This window comes from Thermococcus sp. Bubb.Bath, assembly GCF_012027595.1.
Classification (GTDB): Archaea; Methanobacteriota_B; Thermococci; order Thermococcales; family Thermococcaceae; genus Thermococcus.
Window position 1 is genome coordinate 546,516 of sequence record NZ_SNUR01000001.1, and the last position, 21,219, is coordinate 567,734.

Below are 21,219 nucleotides of genomic sequence, written 5' to 3' on the forward strand. Positions count from 1 at the left end.
TGGGCCAAAAAACTAGGAATTCTCTCAAAAATTGCTCATGAAGAGTAGTTTCTCTCCTTGACGCCCTTCGGGCGTCGATTAAAAGCAAACTCACAGATATCAACTCTTCAAAAATTTGGAATTAACGATGAGAAGACAAGTTTCCAGAGAAAATCTCCTGAAAACGGCACTTTTGACAAGAACCACAAGCTTTGATGAAACTTTGCAAGCAAAGTTTCAGCGCTGGCGGAATGTTTCTGACTGTTTTAACTCGCCTGTTTAAAGGTTAATGTCGTACATACTCACCTCATTTTGGTGGATTCTCACATTTTTAATCAGCAATTTTCAGGGGGTTTACTCATAGTATAACGCCCAGAGGGCGTTAAAAAGAAGAAAACCCGCATTCTCTTGCCCCTTTATTAGGAGAATCCTCCATTCTCAGCTAATTCCCGAAGACATTCAAACTTTTGGTGAAGCTTTTTCCAAAAGCTTCAGCGCCGCTTTCACTATCGTTCAAGCGTCCTTAACGGATGGCGGAAAATAGTGTGTTTTTCTGAAAATGTGAGTTTTTGGACGGGTTTACTCATTATTAGCCAGTTTAAAGTGTTTGCTCCATACAAAGCGCCTTCGGACGCCAGAACAAAAAGCAAACCTCTTGAAAGGCTGATTTTAAAGTTAAACCCTTCCTCTAATATAAGATATTTTAATCAAACTTTGCTCTGCAAAGTTTGCTTGCTGGGCAAAGTTTCTTTGATGAAGCTTTTGAAAAAAAAGCTTCAGCACTAGCGTCTGAAACATTTTAGACTACCCATTCTGTTTCAATCCCAAAAGAATAACCTTTCTAAACTGCAATCCTCGCAAAATCAGGTAAAAAGTCAAAAGCGAGAGAGGCTCATCCCTAGTTCTTTTGACTTCGCTGAGAAGCCTCTCCATAATCTCTCCAGCCTTTCCGCGGAGGAAGACATCGGCTATTGGAGTGATGCCGCTCCTCTCAACGTTTACTTCGACGACTATTCCTCTCCGCTCCCTGACGATGTAAGGGATGTACGCGACGGGATACACGACACCGCTCGTTCCGATGACGAGAGCTAGATTGGCCTTTTCAGTGAGGGAGAAAGCCTCCTCAAGTGCTCTCTTGGGGGAGAGGTTCCCCGAATCACACCACGCCCGGCCTCAGGGGAGAGCCGCACTTCGGGCACCGTGGGAGGCCTCTTCCCTTCAGAAATTCCTCCAGCCGGCCGGTCTCCTTGAGGTTTTCGCTATAGCTGCAAGAAGTGCACTTCACGCGGAATATGTTGCCGTGGAGCTCGATTAGGCTCCTCGTCCCGGCTTCCTGGTGGAGGTCGTCAACGTTCTGGGTTATCACGGCCTTTAGGATTCCCATCCTTTCAAGCTCAGTCAGCGCATAATGGACAGGATTCGGCTTGCCTAGAGTATTTTCCGCATTCCCCATTTGTAGAACTCCCAGACGGGGTGGGGTCTTTCCTGAAGGCCTCCGGCGTTGCCAGCTCCCTGGCACGGTAGGTCCTCCAGAGGCCGTTTCTTCCCCTGAACGTTGGAACACCGCTCTCTGCACTTATCCCCGCGCCGGTGAACGCTATGGCGAACCTCGAACGGGCTGAGAGTTTTGCGGCTTCCGCGGGCATGACCCATGTCCTCGGCATCATTTAAAAATCCTGCCCGGTTTTGAGGGAAGTTCCCCGCTTACCCCGAAGAAAATTTGAAGCCTGGTTCAATCTCCCGAGGGAGGGTTTAAATTGTATGCATGCATACATTTTAACGGTGAGAGAGATGCCAGTTTCGAACGGTGTTGAGAGAAAAAGAGTGACCACATCACACGGAAGGTATTATTCGGCGAGAATAGCGGCCCAGAGGCGAAAAAAGCTCATAATCATCCAGAATCTCCGAAGAAGGAAGGGTGCCCGGGGCCTAAGGACGAGCCCGATAAAGGTCGAGGGCAGGGGCATAAACGAGAGGGAAGCGCTGGCGGTTCTGGTGGGAACGCAGATAGGAGCCGGAGTGCTCGGACTCCCCTACGCCGCCGCTAAGGTGGGCCTCATTCCAGCCATCGGCGTCCTCATCGGAGTCATGGTCCTCATGCTCGGGACAGCCTTCATAACCCTGAGGTTCTCGGCGGAAATGGGCGGTGCCCAGATGAGCACGATAGCGAACAGAACGCTCGGAAAGGCCGGCGGCTGGCTCATGTATCTCAGCATAACCCTGATGAGCTTCGGCGCGCTTCTCGCATACGTTGCCGGTATGGGGCAGGTGTTCTCCAGCCTCTTCGGCGTCAGCGAGACAGTGGGCGGCTTCATCTTCTGGGTGCTGGCTTCGATCGTTGTCTACCACGGCCTTGAAGCGAGCGGAAAGACCGAGCTGATAATGAGCTACGTCATGCTGGCCCTCTTCGTGGGAGTTACCATGATGCTTGTTCCCCATTCCAGACTCGAAAACGGCCTCTACGCGGACTTCTCCGGGGTACTCAGCATAACCGGTGTTGCGATCTTCGCCCTCGGATGCCACACGATAATCCCCGACGTCTACAAGGGGCTTGGAAGCTACGAGAAGACGAAGAGGGTCGTTGTGCTCGCGTTCCTCATCCCAACGGTCATCTACGCGGTGTTCATGACCTCTTTCCTGCTGGTCTTCGGCAGGGGAACCCCGGAAGTGGCCACACAGGGCCTTGAGGCGCTCTACGGGAGGGCCGGCTGGCTCGTCGGCAACCTCATACCCCTGCTGGCCATAACGACGAGCTACATAGGGATAGCACTCGCCCAGCAGAGCAACAGCGAGGAGTTCGTGAGGTTCAAACGGCCAGTCGCGTGGGGTCTGACGGTAATTCCCCCCGCGCTCGTTTACTTTGCCGGAGTCCGGAACTTCGCGGATGTGCTGGCCTTCGCGGGCGACACCGGCGACATGCTGGCCTTCATAGTACTTCCGCTCCTCATCTGGGGAGTTGAAAAGATACGAGGGGTACGGGCAAGGTCTAGGGAGAAAGCCCCCAAGACCCTCCCGGCTCCATGAGTTAGCCTCTCTATTTCTTCCCTTTTTCCATTTAAGTTAGACATCGACGCCGTTTTGGGACGTTCAATGTTCTTTTCCGACCACATGCACACCTCGGTAAGATTTATATCCCCATCGTTCAAATTCCCATCGAGGTGTTCCAAATGGCTGAAGGATACAGAGAGTACAGGGATAAAGTTCTGGAGTTTATTGAAGACCACGAGAACTGGAGGAAGCACACGATAAACCTCATCGCGAGCGAAAACGTGACTTCTCCGAGCGTTACGAGGGCCGTTGCAAGCGGCTTCATGCACAAATACGCCGAGGGCTGGCCAAAGCAGAGGTACTACCAAGGCTGCAAGTACGTTGATGAGGTTGAGCTCATCGGTGTCGAGCTCTTTACCAAGCTCTTCGGAAGCGACTTCGCCGATTTAAGGCCTATCTCCGGGACAAACGCCAATCAGGCGGTCTTCTTTGGGCTCACGCAGCCCGGTGACCACATAGTAAGCCTGCACACGAGCCACGGCGGCCACATAAGCCATGCCGCCTTTGGAAGCGCCGGAATGCGCGGACTCAACGTTCACACCTGGCCCTTCGACAACGAGGAGTTTAACATCGACGTTGACAAAGCTGAGAAGCTCATCCGCGAGGTCCAGCCCAGACTGGTGGTTTTCGGAGGCTCTCTCTACCCGTTCCCGCACCCGGTCAAGGAGCTCGCGCCGGTCGCCAAGGAAGTCGGCGCCTACGTAATGTACGACGGCGCCCACGTCCTCGGTCTCATCGCCGGAAAGCAGTTCCAGGACCCGCTCCGCGAGGGAGCCGACATAATAACCGCTTCAACCCACAAGACGTTCCCAGGTCCGCAGGGTGGTGTCATCCTCTACAAGAAGTTCGGTGAGACCGAGGAGATAGCCAAGCTCCAGTGGGCCATCTTCCCGGGTGTCCTCAGCAACCACCACCTCCACCACATGGCCGGGAAGACCCTCACCGCGGCTGAGATGCTCGAGTACGGCGAGAAGTATGCGGCCCAGATCGTCAAGAACGCCAAGGCCCTAGCCGAAGCTCTCGCTGAGGAGGGCTTCAAAGTTATCGGCGAGGACAAGGGTTACACCAAGAGCCACCAAGTCATAGTTGACGTCTCCGACCTCCACGAGGCCGCTGGAGGATGGGCGGCCCCGCTGCTTGAGGAGGCCGGCATAATCCTCAACAAGAACCTCCTCCCATGGGACCCGCTTGAGAAGGTCAACACTCCGAGCGGCCTCAGGATAGGTGTCCAGGAAATGACCCGCGTCGGAATGATGGAGGACGACATGAAGGAGATAGCCCACTTCATGAAGCGCGTCCTCCTTGACAGGGAAGACCCGGCCAAGGTCAGGAGAGATGTTTACGGCTTCCGCGCCGAGTTCCAGAAGGTCTACTACTCCTTTGACCACGGCCTCCCGCTCAAACTCAGGGAGTGATTTCTTTTTCCCTATCTTTTTCCTATAGTCATATTCTCAGGGTTATGTTCACCCTGGGTTTCAGCTAGCACCTAAAAAACGTTATAAGTTTGGATTTCATATTATCCTATGTGCGGTGCCGGCCTTCGTCAGCCATGCGCCCCCTGCGGGGCCGGTGCCGCACACCTCCTCACCAGTTAGCCAAAACCGATGAAACTACATTTGGAGTGTTTGCAGAAGATGGCCTTTTAAGGATGCAATTTTAGAGCGGCTTTCGCCCAAAAACTCGCTTTTAGAATCGGAAGGACGATTATGGAGCCGGGACCGGGATTTGAACCCGGGATCTGCGGATTACGAGTCCGCCGCCCTGCCGAGCTAGGCTACCCCGGCACAACCGTTCCAAAGAGGGGGAATAGGTTTATAAGTTTTTTCACGACTTGGGGGTGGTTATCGCAAAGATTAGGATGTAAGCCATAGCGATGAACCCAAGAACCATGGCCATCCGAAGCTTGCTCACATGCATCCTTCTAATGCTCTCGTGAACCCTTATCTGGTGTCCCTCGGTGGCTTTTCCGATGGCCATCGCCAAGAGTATCCCTGCCAGGGCGTCATAGACCCAGTGCTGAGCTAGGAGGACCGTGGCAAACGGAACGAGGCTGCTGAGTCCTATAAGGAGAGCTCCCCAGATTTTCTTCCGGTGCTTCCACAAGGTGAGTATATTGACCGCGGCAATTGTGTTGTGAAGAGATGGGAGGACGAACTCCGGCTGTGTTAGATAAGTTTCATCCGGGGAGAAGACCTGAATGTGGTACACGTAGTGAGGGGCGTACACGTGGAACAAGGAGTACATAATACCACATGTGGAATAAGCCAGGAGATAGCGAGCGGCGAGCTCATCAGCACTTCCAAGGTCTCTCCAGTAGAGCAGAATGAAGAAGACCGTGAGAGCTATCGACCCCGTAAAGCCAATGTAGTACACGCCGTGGAGGAACTGATAAAGGCCAGGAACCTCGTGGACGACTTTGAGAGAGGCAACGACGAAAGACCTGGAAGTGAACGGAAGTCGGAGAAGCTGGGACGTTACGTCCCTGCTGTGCTCCTTTATCAGGTCGTAGAGAACCGTGAAGCCCATCCATCCAAAGTAGAGGAGCAGAAAGACGTCCAACCTTATAAGAACCTCCCTGTCCTCAACTGCGCTGGCGATCCTCTTGAGGGAATCCCGGACTTCACTGCTGACCATCACACTCCCCATTTCAACTTAGGAATAGAGTATTTAAACTTTACAGTCGGTCAGCCTAAAACTCTTCGCGGTTGTATACAGCAATCCTTTTATTGTCAGGGACTGCATGCATATTGGTGATTGAATGAAAATCGACGTCCCTAACTATGGAACTGTAGAGTTCGAGAGCGTCCTCTTCGACCTAAATGGCACGCTCGGAACTTCAGGGGAGGTACCGGAGGATGTTAAGCGCCTTCTTGAAAAGCTGGCAGATAAGTACACGGTTGTCGTTCTCAGCGCCGATACCTTTGGAACCCTTGAGAGGGAGTTCGAGGGGCTTCCAGTTAGAATAGAGCGTGTATCCAACGGAGAAGAGAAGGCGGAGATCGCAAAGGGATACGCCCCCTACGTGGCAGTGGGAAACGGAAACAATGACGTGGCTATGATGGAGAGTGCCGAGTTGGCCTTCTGCGTGATTGGGGAGGAAGGAGCAACGGTGGATGCCATGCTCGCCGCGGACATTGTTGTAAAAGACGTAAAGGGCGCCATCAAAATGCTCCTCGACGAGAGGAAGTTAATTGCAACTCTGAGAGGGTGAGCTATGGGATACCTGACGCTCAAGGGGCTGGGAACAGCCCGTATAATCATCAAGAAGTCCGTTTTCATAGGCTACGCCTCCCCCGCCGGCTCAGAGAGGGAAGCCGAGGAATTCATATCACGAGTGAGAGAGTACCACAGCGACGCGACCCACAACGTCTTCTCATACGTCATCAACGACGGAAAGAACTTTGCAGTGCGCTACGACGACAACGGGGAGCCCAAGGGTTCCGCCGGAAAGCCCGTGCTCAAGGTGATTCAGAACAGGGGGTTAAGCAACATCGTGATCGTAGTTACTAGGTACTTCGGTGGAATAAAACTGGGCTACGGTGGGCTCGTTAAGGCGTATGGGGAAGCGGCGAGTTTGGCAATAGAGAAAGCTGGCATCGTCGAGGTATATGAGACGGAACGCTTTGAGGTGACGTTCCCCTACAGCCTATTTCACGCGGTTAGGGAGACGATTGAGAATGCGGGTGGGAGGATAGTCAGCGAGGACTATGGAAACTTGGTCAAGTTCACAGTCAAAACAAGGAAAGGTGAAGCCGAGAGTTTAATGGAGTTAATTACCGAGAGAACACGAGGGAGGGCCCAGACTAGGGCACTCTTTATGAGGAGCGTTTGATGGGGATCACGATAGTTAAAATGAAAACAAAGGAGATAAAAGGCCACGAGTAAAGAGAATACCCTCCTCAAAGGGTTTCCTCAATATAGGCCCTTATCAGCTCCTTCGTGGCGAGCATGCCCTTAACGTGAGTCCTCTCCATGCCGTGGCTCGCGTGGACCCCCTGGCCGATGAGCGCAACCCTGAAGTCCCAGCCGGCCCTTAGGGCGGCGGAACCATCGGAGCCGTAGTAGGGAAAGACGTCGACGACGTGAGGTATGTCCCTCTTCTCAGCCAGTTCGATTAGTTTGGTCGTCATCTCGTAGTCATACGGCCCGCTGGAGTCCTTTGCGCCTATTGAGACAGCCGTTTCCTTACCGTAAACCCCGTCGCCGACGACGCCCATGTCAACAACCAGTAGCTCCTTCGTGCTCGGGGGATAGCCAGCGGAACCTCCGTGACCCACCTCTTCGTAGGGCGAGAAGAAGAAAGCCACAGGGAGCTTTTCGAGGGTTTCAGCGCCAAGGTCGAGCATGAGGTCAATGAGCACCGCAACGCTCGCCTTGTCGTCGAGGAAGTGGGCCTTAACGAAGCCGTTGGCGTACTCGAACTTCGGGTCAAAGGCTATGAAGTCGCCCGGCCTTATCCCAAGCTTCTCGGTGTCCTCCTTCTTTTCAACCTCGGCATCGAGACGGATGTACATGTTTTCCTCGGTTCTCTCCTTCTTCCCAGCATCTTTGTTCACGTGGACGCTCGGGTTCTTAAGAAGGAGCGTTCCACGGTAGCGCTTCCCGGAGCGGGTTATTATTGTGCAGTACTCGCCCTCGAACGTCGGAAGGAGGAGGCCGCCTACCCTGGTAAAGCTGAGGTGCCCGTCGGGGAGGATGCCCTTCACCATGGCTCCCAGTGTATCAACGTGGGCCGCTACCACAAGTTTCGGCTCGGGGTGGTTGCCCGCCATTAGGGCCCCCTTGTTGGTGTAGTAGCTCTTTATCCCGTTCTCCCTCAGAAGGTTCTCGATGTGGGCCATGACCTCTTTCGTGTAGCCCGTGGGGGAGGGTATCTCAAGTATCTCCTTCAGAATCTCAACTACTCTCTCCATGATGACCACCATTCAAAAATCCCTCGAAGGGTTAAAAAGGGCATCGGTCAGAGAAGCGCCTTTAGGGCTATAAAGAGACCGATAACGATGAGCGTCAGCACGAAGGTAACGCTTATCGCCTCCTCAGCTTTAAGTCTGTACTGTGCAAGAATCGCGTTTGCCGCTATAGCCGGCGGCATGCTCGCTTCAACCAAAACGGAGTAGAACACATCTGGGCTGGCTCTTCTCAGAGTGAGGAAGACGAAGATGAAGGGAATCCCTATCCTGAAGGTCCCTACCTCAAGGAACTTCCTGAGCTCGAATCTGCTGAGGGTTATCCGCGAGCCAAAGTAGATTATCAGCAGGGGAATACTCCACCAGCCGACTGTCTTAATCGGCTCGATGAACCAGTTAGGAAGGTTAATCCCAGCGATGACGAGGCCAAGGGCGAGCAGGTTGGCTCCAGTGGGCGGAAACTTGAGGGCCTTTTCAAGGCTTCTCCTTATCGAGGCACCGCCGCTGGAGTAGTGGGCTGCCATGAACGTCACTATCGGGATTACGATGAGGCTGTTGGTTGTCGAGTAGAGTATCGCGGGCGTTATATCCTTCAGGAAGAGGCTTGCTATCGGGAAGCCGAGGGCGGCGGTGTTGGGATAAACCGAAAGAACCATAAGCGCGCCGGCCCATGGGTCGTTTTTAAGGGCGAAGCGACCGTAGAGGTAGGAGAAGCCGAGGCTTATTCCAATTATAATGAAGACGTAGACGAAAACCGTCTTTATGCTAAGGAGGTAACTCAAATCCTTGCTTGCAACGTTGCCGAAGACGAAGAAGGCCAGAAGGATGTCGTTTGTCAGGAAACGAAGGTAATCGAAGGGCTTTTCAGACTTAATCACGAGCTTGAGGACGTATCCGAGCGCAATGAGTGTGAGCATCTCATAGATGTCCATGTTAAAAGCTAAAGTTCAGCGTTTAAAAGCCTGTCGAACGTGGTTGGAGAATTAAAAACAAAAATAAAACGGGAAGGGGGTCACTTTTCCTTCTTCCCAGCGGCTTCACTACGGCTGTGGTTCTTGAACAGCGGCCACCAGGCCTTTTCACCGAAGAGGCTCATCATTGCCGGGCCAAGGAAATAAACGGCAAGTGTTGCTGTTATCAGAACCCCCGAGGCAAGTGCAAAGCCCATTTCCCTCATCCCCCACATTGAACTGGTCATCAGTGCACCGTACGTGGTTCCTAACACCGTTGCTAGGCCGATGACGACGAGGTCCATCGTTCCCGCCGCAACTATGAGGGCGTCCTTGGGAGAGCGGCGCTCAAACTCATCCCTGGCCTTAACTAGGTAGAAGCTGTTGTAGTCAATACCAACCCCCATGAGTACGATGAACACCAGCAGCGGCAGGAACCACATAATCTCCTGTCCAAAGAGCCGCTGGAAGAGCCATGTTGATACTGCTATGCTGAGGAGTACCCCGGTGCCTACTGTTGCCATCGTCGAGATCACCGCTGGAATGCCCTTGAGCGTCGGTATGAGTAGCAGGAACATTAGCACCAACGCTACTGGCAGCATCCTGTGCCAGAATATGTCATTGATCAGGTTGCTGAGGTCGATGTCGAGTGCCGCACCACCGCCCACCATGCCCTTGGCTATCTTCCCGCTGGATTCATAGCCTTTCAAGAGGCTCCTAATGCTCATAACTATCTTGTGGGCCTGGGGGGTCGTTGACTGGTACCTGCTGACTACCTCGATGAGAACCATGTTGCCCGAGCTCGAGAGATACCTGCCGCCACCTATAGCCTGGAGCTGGCTAAGGCTCGCGTTTACGGACTTTCCATAGGGCTGGGTAATGGTGTAAACATACTTGACGCCGTCTATCCTCTCGATGTTCCTCACTACTCCGTTGATTGTTGAAAGGTCGCTATTGGTGACGTTATGATTGAACTTAACCAGGACGTAGGTGGCACCCATCACGTCGGCCCCGAGCTTGCTCTGACTTATTTCAAGGAAGTGGTAGGTTTCGCTGTCCTTTGGCAGGAACAGCTTGATGTCATGTGTCCCGTTGAAGTTAGCAAAGGTGTAAACTGCCGGAGCAAGCAGGAGGAGGAATATAAGCAACACCGCCTTGGCGTGTTTGACTGACCATCTGGCAATTCTGCTCTCTTTATGAATGTCGCTCTCCTTAACGTGCCCTACGTGTCTTGGCCACCAGAAGGCTGGCCTGTCTCCGATGAGGACGGTTATGGCTGGTATGAGGGTCAGACTGGCGGCGAAGACAACCAACACTGCTGTGGGCACTATTATACCCATTTCTTTAAATATTGGGAACTCCCAAGCTAGCATAAAGCTTGCGAAGGCTACCACATCAACGGAGGCACTCGCGAGTATGGCATCCTTTGTTTTTCTTAACGCCTCACTTGCGGCCCTGTTGTGATCGTAGCCCTCTGCAAGATGTTCCTTGAAGCGGTGTAAGTAGTAAGTTGAGTAGTCTATACCGAGACCAAGTGAGGTCGTCATGGTGATCGTCCGTGCCCAGCTTCCAACGTTTATCACATTCCCCTTTGCGAGTAGATATAGAATCCCTAGAGCGGTGAGTATTGCGGTGGCAACACCTGTGAAGGGCAGGAGCGTCGCCAGGAGTGCCGTCCCAAGGATTATGAAGAGCACTATCAGGGCCCCTATGAAGCTGAACTTTGTGGTTCTGCTGTCGTCTTCCTCCCCATAGTGCACCAGCTCATAGGTCTGAACCGGCGTTCCACTGATGTAAGCTTCGGCCTCCGGGAAGTGCTTTCTCATTTCTTTCAGAAGAACCTCCTTAGCCTTGAGCGTGTTTTCGTAGGGAATCCTGCTCTGCTCCTCAGCGTTTGTTACGCCGGCACCCTTTGGAACCATCGATACCAGCATTGTGGTATTGTTGGGACTCTTGAGCATGCTTATATAATCCTTCGCAAGGCCATAAACGGACGGGTAAACCTGCTCCTCTACAGGTTTAACATCTTCCCTCGTTATTTTCCCCGGGTCATCCCTAAACCTGAAGGCTACATCAACGAGCTGGGTTGTGTTCACGTGAAGCGGGACGCCGAGGTTGATCTTCCCAACGAGTTTTCCAACCAGTCCTGCGGTTCTCTCCTTAACTAGAGCCTGAATCTGGGAGTCGCTTATGGGATAGTTCCTGGCGACGGCCAGCATTATTCCTTTCAGGGTCTTCTTGACGTCCTCTGGGGCGGTAACGTTGGCAAGTTTCTCGTTGACACCTTTCTCGAACAGGCCGTATGCTATCTCCCCGGTGCTTTCACCGGCATAAAGCTCGTTCACAACCTTCCCAATGTCTACCGGTGCGTTTCCGGCTAGGCTTGTTATTATCTCTCTGACGGCTTCCTTTACTCCGGTCCCCTTGACCAGCTCCTCTGGGTTCTTGAGGACCTCGTTGACTATGATCTCGGCCGCCTTCTCGCTCCCCACTCTCTCGGCAGTCTTCTGAATCAGGAGTTCCTTCGCTATTGCTGTGACGTTTCCGTTAGAGTCGTAGACCTGACTTATAACACTCTCCGGGAGCTCAACACCTCTCCCATTAGCCAGCTGGGCGAGGAGTGAAACCGTTGCCTTCTTCAACATTTCAGGGTTTTTAGCAAGAACCCCCGTGGCGTTTGTGTCAAAGCTAACAACGGTCTTCGCTATAGGCTCTGCTAAAGCTTTCTGTTCGGTTGGAAGCTTCTCCCTAAGCGCACTGGCGAGCAGGTTGGTTTCAAGCTCCCCTGTCGGGCCGTAAACGAGAAGTGTTCTGAGTATCCCCTCGGCGTTCGGCATCTCCAAGAGGGGACTGCCCTTCATCGGGACTTTGGCCACTCCAATAGTTGCGTTCTCCACCTCAAGGGATGATGGGTTTCTTCCCAGACCTATGGAAACGTTGGCGATGTATGCCAGAGTTTGTGCTGGAACCTTCCCGAATCCTGGAACCTCAAAGCTTCCTCCAGCCTCTTCTATGACGAACGGGAGATTCTCAAGGGACTTATTCGCTATCTCGCTGACGGGTTTAGCTGCATCCTTCCCGAGATGGATAAGGGTGTAGTTGCACCCCATCTCTTTATCAAAGGTTGTGACACCATGATAAAAGGCAACTGAGTACGCTTCGGCCAGGTTCTTCTGCATTGGTTCGTTTATGCGGCTGAGAGCTATCCCCTTTGTGACGTTGGCCAGGAAGCCGTCGGTTATGGAGGTTGCCCCATAGGTCGAGTAGGCAGGATACGTCGCATTGTAAACCGCATAGACGAACTCGACCGGAACGCCCAGCTGGATGGCAATGCCCTGAGCCGTTTTGTTGTTGAGTCCCATCTCATAGGCTCCAGATTGAACGAGTGCGTCGTAGGTTCCAATAGTGCCAAGGTACGTTTTGGCATAGCTGTCGCTCAGGTTGTAGAGACCGACGTTCAGTCCCGCTATCGTGGAGTTCAAACTCTTCAACTGCTCGCTTGCTTTGGTCAGGTTCTGATGGAGTTCCACGTATGCTGTATCGGTCTGGTTGAGGGTCATTTTAAGGGCGAGACTTTGGTTGTAGAGCACAGTCAGGTTAGTCTCGAGCGAAAGGTATGCCCTAGCAAGTTCGGGGACAGTCCCGTTCAGGACTTTAACCTGGTTGCTGAGGTTCTCGATCTGAGTGAGCGTTATCCCGTAGGCATCGCTCGCGTTTACCGCAGAGTTATAGAGTATCTCCGTCAGGTTGGCCGTGGTTTTCGTGAGGTTGAGGGCAATCCCGTAAGACTCGTTGTGGAGCAGATCAACGGCATCATAGTAAGAGGTGAAGTTGCTCCCGTAGGGACTCGCTTCGACCTTAAACCGTTCGTATGCTTCCTTTGCCTCAGGACTGCTGACATTGATGTTGGTGATGATCATGTAAGTCATATTATTGTTCTGAGCAAAGCTAGGAAAATATTTTGTCATATCATTCTGAACTTCGACCGACTCAACGTGCTTTGGTAGGAACTGGCTCATACTGTAATTGGTGACGTTGCTAAGCTTCATTGCCAGCGGTGTGGCGAGAATTATGGTAACAACCCAAAGGGCGATGATGAGCTTCGCGTGCTTCACAATCCAGTCGTTCCAAGCCATAGTCATCACCTATGACACTTATCAACATGGTAATTCACAACATGTTTAAATTCGACATGTCGTCTGGAGAAGCATTTATAAGTGTTTTGGTTGAACTCACTTACACCGGTGATTGCTATGCCGCAGGACGTTGAGCGGAGGATAATCAAGGGGCTCTTCACGGTCCCCCTGAAGGACATAATCCTCGTGATAGTCGGGCTCAAGGGTGAGGCCCACGGCTACGAGATTCTGAAGGAGCTTGAGAAGCTCGCGATAGGCCTCTGGAAGCCCAGCCACAGCAACCTCTACACTATCCTTAACAAAATGGTTGAGGGCGGCCTCTTGGAGCCGAGGGAAGAGTACCGTGGGAAAGTGCGCAGGGTAAAGTACAGCCTCACCCCGAAGGGGCTGGAGTACCTCAAAACCTCCAACGACCTCGCTTTGAGGGTTCTCTATACTGCCGCCCGCTATCACGAGGCCCTGAAGAAGAAGCTTGAGAATGTTGGAGAAAAGCGCGAGATGGACAGGGAAGCGGTTGGTGAATACCTTGAGCTCCTGAAGAAGATACGGGACATCCTCGATGAGGAGATACGGACCATCAAGGTCGAGCTATCTGGAAGTCAGCGATAAGGAGCTCTACTCTCCTTTTATTCCTTTGTCCCGGTTTTTGCTTCACTGCCAGTGAATCGATAAACTTTTATATACCCATCACACCAGTTAAGTACAGAAAATTGTACTACATAAATCTGTACCTGGTGGTAGCATGGAGCTGAAGGCCCAGCTGGAGGAGCTGAAAAAGCGGCTGGAGGTGCTGGAGGAGAACATCGACCCTGTGGACGAGGTCATGCTCTCCATAAAAGCCCGGCTGAAAAAGCGGCTTGAGGGAGGGACATTACCCGGGATAGACGAGGAGAAGGCGGCGAAGACCCTCAAAGCCCTCGCCAACCCGGACAGGATAAGGATACTGAAGATGCTGGCCGGGAAGCCGATGGGGTTCAAAGAGATTAAAGAGGCCCTCAACGTTGAGAGTCCCACCGTTTCCCACCACCTCAAGCTCCTCGTGAGGACCGGGATGGTGAGGAAAGGCGAGAAGTACGAACTTTCCTCTAACGGACACTTGTTTTTGCGCCTGCTTGAGATAATGACCGCCCTCGAGGAGGTGGAAGAATGATGTACGGGTTCGGTTTTGGTGAAGAAAGAAGCATCAGGTTTAAGGTTGCCGAGAATTTGAAGGCGCTTACTGCCCTCCTGATAATCGCCTGGCTTTTCAAGGGCCCGTTGAAGCTTGAGGCATACAACGACTACATGGTGTACGTGATAATCGCGCTCATCTTCTCCTTCGAGCTCCTGAGCGTCGGGAAGTGGTTCGGGGTAACGGTGAGCGGAATAGTCTTTGCACTGGCCAAAGCGGCCTTTTGGACGAGCGTATTCCTGTTCTTCGGGAAATGGCTCGGATTGTCTGAGACCTTCACGGGAAAGAACGCCGCAATAACCGCGGGAACGATGTTCGCCTACGCAGTCGTCCTCGCCATAGCCGGCCTTTTGCTTGCCAAGTTCGACGAGAGGCACATAGAGTGGAAAGTTGATAAGAAGGCCTACGAGTTCAGCGGCGCCTCCTTCGGTGAGGTCAAGCTCAAGGGGACCGGCAAGGCCTACCCTGTGAAGTTCGGACGGAAGCCCGTTGGCTGGGTCATAGACGGCGACCTCACGGTCGATGCAGAGACGCCGATTGGAAAGGTCACCAGAAAGCTCCTCTCACCAGTCGCGATATGGACATCTGATAAAATCGTCGGAGAGAAGACCTCACCTGATCCTGGCTTTGTCAAAAGGGCAAACGAACTGATCAACCCCGACAGACTTTACCGCAACAAGGAGGGAACGAGTGCCGTTGATCTTGGAATAGTGAAGGTCTACAAGGGAAACGACTTCGAGTACGTCAAGCTCCCGTTCATAGAGGTCAGAAAGACGCCCGCTGGAGAGGAGGTAAAAGTTGGTCCGATACACGTTCACGAGGGAAACTCCGGGAGCGTTCCCACCGATATGCTCACCATCAAGGAGCTCACGAACGGCTTCCAGCTCACTCGGGTGGGTAACAGGCTGACGGTCCAGACGGAGGAGTACACGATAGAGGCCTCAGGGAGCAGGGTAACATACAGGAGTGGAAACGAGACCCTCAGCCTCGGCGAGACGGTCTCACTCCGCTCTGGGGACATCTCCGTCACCGTCGGCAGGGGGAGGGCCAAGCTCAGGATAGAGGACGTGGTTATCTCCGCCCGCGATGGGATGGTGAGAATCCGCGTTGGGGGCAAGACCCACACGATTGAGAGCAGGGAAGCCTGCGATCTGGTTTTGAGAAAGGCGAAGGAAATGGTTGAAGAGCAGGGCGTTGAGATGGTGGAGGGTCTCGGCATAGACCGCGAAAAGCTGAACGCGCGCGTCAGGGAGCTTATAGACGAGCTCATGAGGTATCTGGGGTGATGCCGATGATCTTTGAAAACGTGAAGGAAATTGAGATATCTACCGTGAACGGCAAGGTGGAAATTGAGGGTTGGAATAACGACCACGTGGAGGTGAGCTACACCATACATGGCGAGGCCGAGGTGGAAGTCGAACAGAGGGGGGAGAAGCTCATCATCAGAGAGGAGCCAAAGAAGAAGCTCCTCAACCTTCTCGGAAAGAGCGGCTGGGCCGAGATAACCATCAAGGTACCACGGAAAGTTACCGTTAGGGCATCCAGTGTGAACGGGGAAACAAGGGCAGGGAATGCCTCCTTCGACAAGGTCTCCACTGTAAACGGCAGGATAGAGCTTGAAGACTGCGAGGCTGGAAAGATAAGCACCGTGAACGGGAGCATTACCGTGACTCTCTCGGACTTTTGCGACGCGAGGATAAAGGTGGGCCGCGTGAACGGGACGGTAACCTTCGAGGGCATCGACCCGGAGAATCCGATCATCGGCACCGGCGAGTTTGAAGTTAAGGTCAGCACCGTGAACGGGAACATCGTGGTGAGGAGGGTTTAGCCCCTTTCTTTTTTGCTCACCTCTGTGCGGAAGGTAGAAGGAGAGTGAGCTGGCAAGGGGTGCTGGATAAGTCGAAGTGAGGGAGGAGAAGCCATGAGCCTCAACAGGAACTTCTGGCTCTTTGCCATAGGGAGGTTCGTTTCGCAAGTGGGATGGGCGGTTCAGGACGTCGCGTTGCCACTCTACGTTCTTGACCAGACGCATAGTGGCGGAATGATGACCGCCTTCATCCTCGCCGAAATGATTCCAGCTTTGATAGTCATGCCCTTCGCTGGGGTTGTGGGCGACCGCTACAACAGGAAGCACCTGATGGTGGGATTCGATTTAATAAGGGGAGTTCTTCTCTTCGGTGTTATCGCGTTCAACCTCCTGGGAATCGGGCAGCTCATAGTTGTCCAGGTGGTAATGGCGACGCTTGGGGCCTTCTTCGGAACCGCGACGAGTGCCATGTTCCCCGATTTGGTGGAGCCGGACGAGCTTGAGAGGGCGAACTCGATAACGGCCTCGATGAACATCCTGGCGAGGCTCGTCGGACCGGCCCTCGGCGGCTTCATCTACGCGGTTGGGGGGATAAAGCTGGCAATCCTGATTAACGCGGCCAGCTTCTTCGGCTCGGGTCTCTTTGAGATTCTCATACGGTACGAGTGGAAGGCAAAGGGGATAGCGGGCTTCTCCCAGGTTGTTGTGGATCTTAAAGAGGGCTTCTCCTTCCTCCGCTCGAACCGCTACCTCTGGACCCTCATGTCCTTCGCGATATTCATGATAGCCTTTGCTGAGCCCTTCGGGGCCGTTCTGATGCCCTATGCCATGAGGGAGATACTGAAGTTCTCAAGCTATCAGTTCGGCCTTCAGGAAAGCGCCTTTATGGTCGGGGCGCTGATAGGGAACGGCGTAATCGCGGTCAAGTTCGGGAAGAAAGCGGGGGGATACCTCTTTCACGCCCTCCTCTTCGATGGGGTTATGATCCTCGTATTCACCTGGATGATAAGCCCATTCTCAGATCTCTCGACTGACGGCGCTTTCCTGCTTTTGGCGGGGGTTAACGTGCTCTGGGGTGCTGTTGAGGCATTCCTGAACGTCCCCCTCAACTCGAAGATCCAGAGGGCTATCCCAACGGAGGTGCGCGGTCGGGTTATGTCCGCGATGGTCGTGCTCATGCACGCCGCGGGCCCCATAGGACTCCTCGGGGTTGGGCCCCTCCTCGACAGATACCCCGGCTGGCTCGTTTCGCTCGGCCTCTGGATAGGCATGGGGGCGGTTGTAGCGTACTACTGGGCGAGACACAGGGATGTCCTGCTGGCGGACGTGGAGGCCGGCAGAGAAGGAGAAAAGAACGGAAACGCGGAGATTACTTGACCTCCTTCACCTTGCCCTCCCTCTTTTCTATTACCCTCGCCATTATGAATAGCAGGTCACTGAGCCTGTTGAGGTAGACGAGGGCGTTCTGCCCAAAGCCGTAGTCAAGGACGAGCTTTGCAACCTTCCTCTCCGCCCTTCTCGCAACGGTTCTGCATACATCGAGCTTCGCGCTGGCTATGGTGGAGCCGGGCAGAACGAAGGCCTTCATCTGGAACTCTTCCTCGTACTTATTGATGAGCTCCTCTATCCACTTAACTTCGTTATCTCCGATTTTCGAGTACTTTCCCTTGCTGGCGAGCTCGGCCATAAGGTCGTAGAGCTGAACCTGGATTTTCTCAAGGATTTCGGTCATCTCCTCTGGAACGTAGTGCTTCGCCTCGCCGATAAAGCTGTCCAGCTCGTCTATCGTCCCGTTCGCCTCCATAACCGGCGAGAACTTCGCGACACGGTCGCCGGTGAAGAGCCCGGTCAAACCCTTATCCCCAGTTTTTGTGGTAATGGACATTTTGACCACCATCTTCAGTGGGGCGGAATCCTTTATTGCCTTTTGGGTGAGGTGGATTTTTATACCCTCCAATCCCTATCGCCTAATAGGTGGAAAAGATGGAGATCAGGGAGTTCCAGGACATGATACGGGGCATCTACTTTCACAAGGATTCGAAGCGCGGTGTCGAGAAGACCTTCCTCTGGTTCGTCGAGGAAGTAGGGGAACTCAGTGAGGCGATAAGGAAGCGCGACAGGGAGTCGATGGAGGAGGAGTTCGCAGACGTCCTAGCATGGCTCGCAAGTTTGGCAAACCTCCTTGAGATAGACCTTGAGAAGGCCGCCAGAAAGAAATACCCCGGAGTTTGCCCGTACTGCGGCAAGAAACCATGTGAATGCGAGGAGAAATGAGCTTTATTTTTTGACCCTCTTTTCGACCATCATCTAAACGAAAAGATTTTTATACTTCAAAGAGCACTCTTATATGCAGTAAACTGAGGTGATGTGCATGCATGAACTTGTAGAGTTCGCCGTGGAAAAGGCCCTCGAACTGGGGGCGGATTACGGGGAGGCGCGCTTTGAGGAGAAGAACGGCACTTCTCTGAGCATGAAGAACGGAAACCCCGAGGGGCTGGAAGTTCTGGCGGATAGGGGCATTGGAGTCCGCGTCCTAGTGGACGGGGGGATGGGCTTTGCCTCAACCAACGTCCTCACCAGGGATAGCGTTGCAGAGGCCGTCAAGAAAGCAGTCAAATTGGCTAAGGCAGCATCAAAGGTGAGGAACGAGCCGATACGCTTTTCCGAGGAGGACTTCCACGAGGTTTACTACGAGGTCAGGATGAGGAAGAACTTCCGCGACGTCTCCCCCGAGGAGAAAATGAATCTCCTCAGGAAAATCGAGGAGGAGATAAAAGCAACCGGCGTCAACGTCCCGATGCGCTATTTGATGTACTCCGACCAGATGTGGCACAAAATCTTCAGGAACAGCGAGGGTGCTCTGGTTGAGAGCGTTATCCCGCGCGTTTCTACCGTTTACAATCTCGTTGTCCTCGAGAACGGTCAGATGGAGCAGGCGCCCTTCGTGGAGCGGGCATTCTCCGGTGGGCTGGAGCTGATCGAAAAGGATGAACCCTGGAAGTGGGCCGTCAAGGACGTGCAAGCTTTAAAGAGGCTAATCACCGAAGGCAAGAAGCCACCGGAGGGAAAGGTCGACCTCGTAATAAGCCCCGAAGTGGCCGGCATAGCGGTTCACGAGAGCGTTGGCCACCCCTACGAATCCGACAGGATTTTCGGAAGGGAGGCGGCCCAGGCGGGCGAGAGCTTCGTTAAGCCGAACATGCTCGGTGAGAGGATTGGGAGTGATGCAGTTACAGTCATCGAAGACCCGACCATTCCAAACAGCTGGGGGTTCTACCTCTACGACGACGAGGGCGTTAAAGCCCGTCCAAGGTACCTTATTAGGGACGGAATCATCACCGAGTTCCTCACGAACCGTGAATACGCCTACAAGCTTGGGCAGAAGTCGAACGCCGCAGCCCGCGCCATCAACTACAACCGCGAGCCTATCGTGAGGATGGCCAACACCTACCTCGCCCCGGGAGATCACTCCTTCGAGGAGCTGATTGAGGACGTGAAGCTCGGCGTTTACATGGTGAGCTTCAACGAATGGAACATCGACGACAGGCGTTACCAGCAGAGGTACATCGGCAGGGAGGCTTACCTCATCGAGGACGGCGAGATAAAGCACCCGGTAAGGAGGCCGATCCTTGAGATAACGACGAGGGCACTGTGGAGCAGCGTTGACGCCGTAGGAAAGGAGATTGCCTTCTATCCAGGAACCTGTGGCAAAGGCGAGCCCGGTCAGGGCGTTCCGGTCTGGATGGGCGGAGCGCACGCAAGACTTAGGGACATACCGCTGAGGAGGCCGTGAGGTGGTGAAGATGTTCGACGTTAACGAACTCATTCTGAAAAAGGCTAAGGAACTCGGCTTCGGTGACGTGGTCGTTCTCAGCCACGAGGGCAACAGGAGGCAGGTTAGATTCGCGAACAACGAGATAACCGTTGCTAAAAACTGGCACGAGAGGAAGGTCGAGCTCTTCGTCGAAAAGGAGAAGAGAATAGCGAGTACGAGCATAACAGACCTGAGTGAGGAAAACATAGAAAGAACCCTCAAGACGCTCCTCTCGAACATGAAGGGCATGGCCCCGAAGGAGGATTACAACGGAATAGCGGAGGGGCCGTTTGAGTATAAAGAGATTCCTGAAACCTTTGATAAGGCGATAGTTGAGCTCGATGAGCCTAACGAGTACGTCGAGAGAGCCATCAACACGGCCCTTGAGGAAGGGTCTAAGAGAGTGGCCGGGGTTCTCTACACCGACCACGACAAGATATACCTCACCACTAGCAACGGCGTTGAGGCTTTCGACGAGGGGGCTGGAATAGAGATAAGCGTTAGGGCCTTCATCGGAGATCTTGAGAGCGGTCACGGAACGAACTCCGTCAGGGTTCTCAAGAAATTTGATCCCGAATCGGCTGGAAGAAAAGCTGGAGAGATAGCCAGGCTCGCCCGGAACCCTGAGCAAGGACCGGAAGGAAAGTTCGATGTGGTCTTCGACCCCCTTGCCTTCGCCAACCTGTTGAGCTACATGAGCTTTATGACATCAGCCTATGCGGCGGAGGCCGGATTCAGCTTCCTCATTAACAAGCTTGGCCAGAAGGTTGCGAACGAGATAGTGACTATCAAGGACGTCGGCAACATGCCCAACGGCTACGGCACGAGAAAGTTCGATGACGAGGGCGTCCCGACTAAGGAGACGACCATAATCAAGAACGGAACCTTCAAGACGTTCCTCCTGAACACAAGCATGGCGAGGAAGTACAAGGTCGAAACAACCGCCAATGCCGGTTTGGTTATGCCCCACGCCTGGAACCTCGTCCTCGAGCCTGGAGACTACTCAAAGGAGGAGCTATTCAGCGAGGTGAAGAGGGGAATCTACATCACCAACGTGTGGTACACCCGCTTCCAGAACTACGTTGCGGGAGACTTCTCGACGATACCGAGGGATGGCATCTTCCTCGTTGAAAACGGCGAGCTGAAGCCGATAAGGAACATCCGTGTAAGTGACAACCTCCAGAGAATTCTTGAAAACATCGTAGCCCTCGGAAAGGAGCTCCACCACATCCACTGGTGGGAAGTCAACACTCCGGTCTCGACGCCCTACGTGCTCGTTAAAGACGTCGGCATAACGAGGGCAACGAAGTGAATGCTTTTAAGTTAGTTTTTTCTCCCTTTGTTTCTTGTTCTTTGGGGAGCGTTGACACCTTACAATATTTATAACGTGCGGTCCAATTTGACATG

Annotated in this window: 17 protein-coding genes, 1 tRNA gene and 1 pseudogene; 12 read left to right on the top strand and 7 right to left on the bottom strand. The window is 53.4% G+C overall.

Translation table 11 applies throughout. The annotated features are described in order from the left end of the window. Nucleotides 1-882 precede the first annotated feature (882 nt). A pseudogene (gene cobB / locus E3E29_RS03065) lies at nucleotides 883-1,625 on the bottom strand (NAD-dependent protein deacetylase); the annotation flags it as partial. Between the two features lie 145 nt (nucleotides 1,626-1,770). On the opposite strand from cobB, the gene E3E29_RS03070 reads away from it, so the two are divergent. Beyond that, complete coding sequence (locus E3E29_RS03070; protein WP_167909844.1) at nucleotides 1,771-3,003, top strand: aromatic amino acid transport family protein; 1,233 nt, start codon at nucleotides 1,771-1,773, stop codon at nucleotides 3,001-3,003. A 143-nt stretch (nucleotides 3,004-3,146) separates the two neighbouring features. After that, on the top strand, nucleotides 3,147-4,442 hold the full coding sequence (gene glyA, locus E3E29_RS03075) for a serine hydroxymethyltransferase (protein ID WP_167909434.1): 1,296 nt from the start codon (nucleotides 3,147-3,149) through the stop codon (nucleotides 4,440-4,442). Nucleotides 4,443-4,734: 292 nt separating this feature from the next. On the opposite strand, the gene E3E29_RS03080 is transcribed toward glyA, so the two are convergent. Then, nucleotides 4,735-4,811: transfer RNA gene (locus E3E29_RS03080), tRNA-Thr, on the bottom strand. Nucleotides 4,812-4,851: 40 nt separating this feature from the next. Then, nucleotides 4,852-5,673, bottom strand: coding sequence for a phosphatase PAP2 family protein (locus E3E29_RS03085; protein ID WP_240922736.1), 822 nt, complete (start codon nucleotides 5,671-5,673; stop codon nucleotides 4,852-4,854). 112 nt (nucleotides 5,674-5,785) lie between these two features. On the opposite strand from E3E29_RS03085, the gene E3E29_RS03090 reads away from it, so the two are divergent. Together E3E29_RS03090 and E3E29_RS03095 are read left to right on the top strand one after the other, a co-directional pair. Continuing rightward, entirely contained in the window at nucleotides 5,786-6,238 is a 453-nt protein-coding gene (locus E3E29_RS03090) for an HAD family hydrolase (protein ID WP_206205751.1), read from the top strand. A 3-nt stretch (nucleotides 6,239-6,241) separates the two neighbouring features. Further along, nucleotides 6,242-6,859, top strand: coding sequence for a YigZ family protein (locus E3E29_RS03095; protein ID WP_167909435.1), 618 nt, complete (start codon nucleotides 6,242-6,244; stop codon nucleotides 6,857-6,859). A gap of 67 nt (nucleotides 6,860-6,926) precedes the next feature. Here E3E29_RS03095 and E3E29_RS03100 read toward each other — a convergent pair whose 3' ends face one another. The 3 genes from E3E29_RS03100 to E3E29_RS03110 form a co-directional block, all read right to left on the bottom strand. Continuing rightward, a complete protein-coding gene (locus E3E29_RS03100; protein ID WP_167909847.1) occupies nucleotides 6,927-7,940 on the bottom strand; it encodes a M42 family metallopeptidase in 1,014 nt (337 codons plus the stop codon). A 47-nt stretch (nucleotides 7,941-7,987) separates the two neighbouring features. After that, nucleotides 7,988-8,866, bottom strand: coding sequence for an AEC family transporter (locus E3E29_RS03105; protein ID WP_167909436.1), 879 nt, complete (start codon nucleotides 8,864-8,866; stop codon nucleotides 7,988-7,990). An 80-nt stretch (nucleotides 8,867-8,946) separates the two neighbouring features. Further along, nucleotides 8,947-13,020 (bottom strand): MMPL family transporter, encoded by a 4,074-nt coding sequence (locus E3E29_RS03110; RefSeq protein WP_167909848.1) that lies wholly within the window; start codon nucleotides 13,018-13,020, stop codon nucleotides 8,947-8,949. A 117-nt stretch (nucleotides 13,021-13,137) separates the two neighbouring features. Between E3E29_RS03110 and E3E29_RS03115 the strand changes: the two genes are divergently transcribed. The 5 genes from E3E29_RS03115 (at nucleotide 13,138) to E3E29_RS03135 (ending at nucleotide 17,375) form a co-directional block, all read left to right on the top strand. After that, a complete protein-coding gene (locus E3E29_RS03115; RefSeq protein ID WP_167909849.1) occupies nucleotides 13,138-13,629 on the top strand; it encodes a PadR family transcriptional regulator in 492 nt (163 codons plus the stop codon). Between the two features lie 133 nt (nucleotides 13,630-13,762). Then, the gene (locus E3E29_RS03120) at nucleotides 13,763-14,170 is read left to right on the top strand and encodes a helix-turn-helix transcriptional regulator (RefSeq protein WP_167909437.1); all 408 of its coding nucleotides are present in this window, start codon (nucleotides 13,763-13,765) and stop codon (nucleotides 14,168-14,170) included. Then, a complete protein-coding gene (locus E3E29_RS03125) occupies nucleotides 14,170-15,477 on the top strand; it encodes a hypothetical protein (protein ID WP_167909850.1) in 1,308 nt (435 codons plus the stop codon). Before E3E29_RS03120 ends, E3E29_RS03125 begins: the two co-directional genes overlap by 1 nt. Then, entirely contained in the window at nucleotides 15,477-16,019 is a 543-nt protein-coding gene (locus E3E29_RS03130) for a DUF4097 family beta strand repeat-containing protein (protein ID WP_342764651.1), read from the top strand. The genes E3E29_RS03125 and E3E29_RS03130 overlap by 1 nt, the downstream gene beginning before the upstream one ends. Before the next feature lie 93 nt (nucleotides 16,020-16,112). Next, on the top strand, nucleotides 16,113-17,375 hold the full coding sequence (locus E3E29_RS03135) for an MFS transporter (RefSeq protein WP_167909438.1): 1,263 nt from the start codon (nucleotides 16,113-16,115) through the stop codon (nucleotides 17,373-17,375). Here the strand turns inward: E3E29_RS03135 and E3E29_RS03140 are convergent. Next, nucleotides 17,368-17,883, bottom strand: a complete 516-nt coding sequence (locus E3E29_RS03140) for a cob(I)yrinic acid a,c-diamide adenosyltransferase (RefSeq protein WP_167909852.1) — start codon at nucleotides 17,881-17,883, stop codon at nucleotides 17,368-17,370. The genes E3E29_RS03135 and E3E29_RS03140 overlap by 8 nt on opposite strands. A gap of 98 nt (nucleotides 17,884-17,981) precedes the next feature. Here E3E29_RS03140 and E3E29_RS03145 point away from each other — a divergent pair, with 98 nt between their 5' ends. From E3E29_RS03145 to E3E29_RS03155, 3 genes are all read left to right on the top strand, one after another. Then, nucleotides 17,982-18,272, top strand: coding sequence for a MazG nucleotide pyrophosphohydrolase domain-containing protein (locus E3E29_RS03145; RefSeq protein ID WP_167909853.1), 291 nt, complete (start codon nucleotides 17,982-17,984; stop codon nucleotides 18,270-18,272). A gap of 97 nt (nucleotides 18,273-18,369) precedes the next feature. Next, on the top strand, nucleotides 18,370-19,791 hold the full coding sequence (locus tag E3E29_RS03150) for a TldD/PmbA family protein (protein ID WP_167909439.1): 1,422 nt from the start codon (nucleotides 18,370-18,372) through the stop codon (nucleotides 19,789-19,791). Between the two features lie 10 nt (nucleotides 19,792-19,801). Then, on the top strand, nucleotides 19,802-21,124 hold the full coding sequence (locus tag E3E29_RS03155) for a TldD/PmbA family protein (protein WP_167909854.1): 1,323 nt from the start codon (nucleotides 19,802-19,804) through the stop codon (nucleotides 21,122-21,124). The last annotated feature ends 95 nt before the right edge of the window (nucleotides 21,125-21,219 follow it).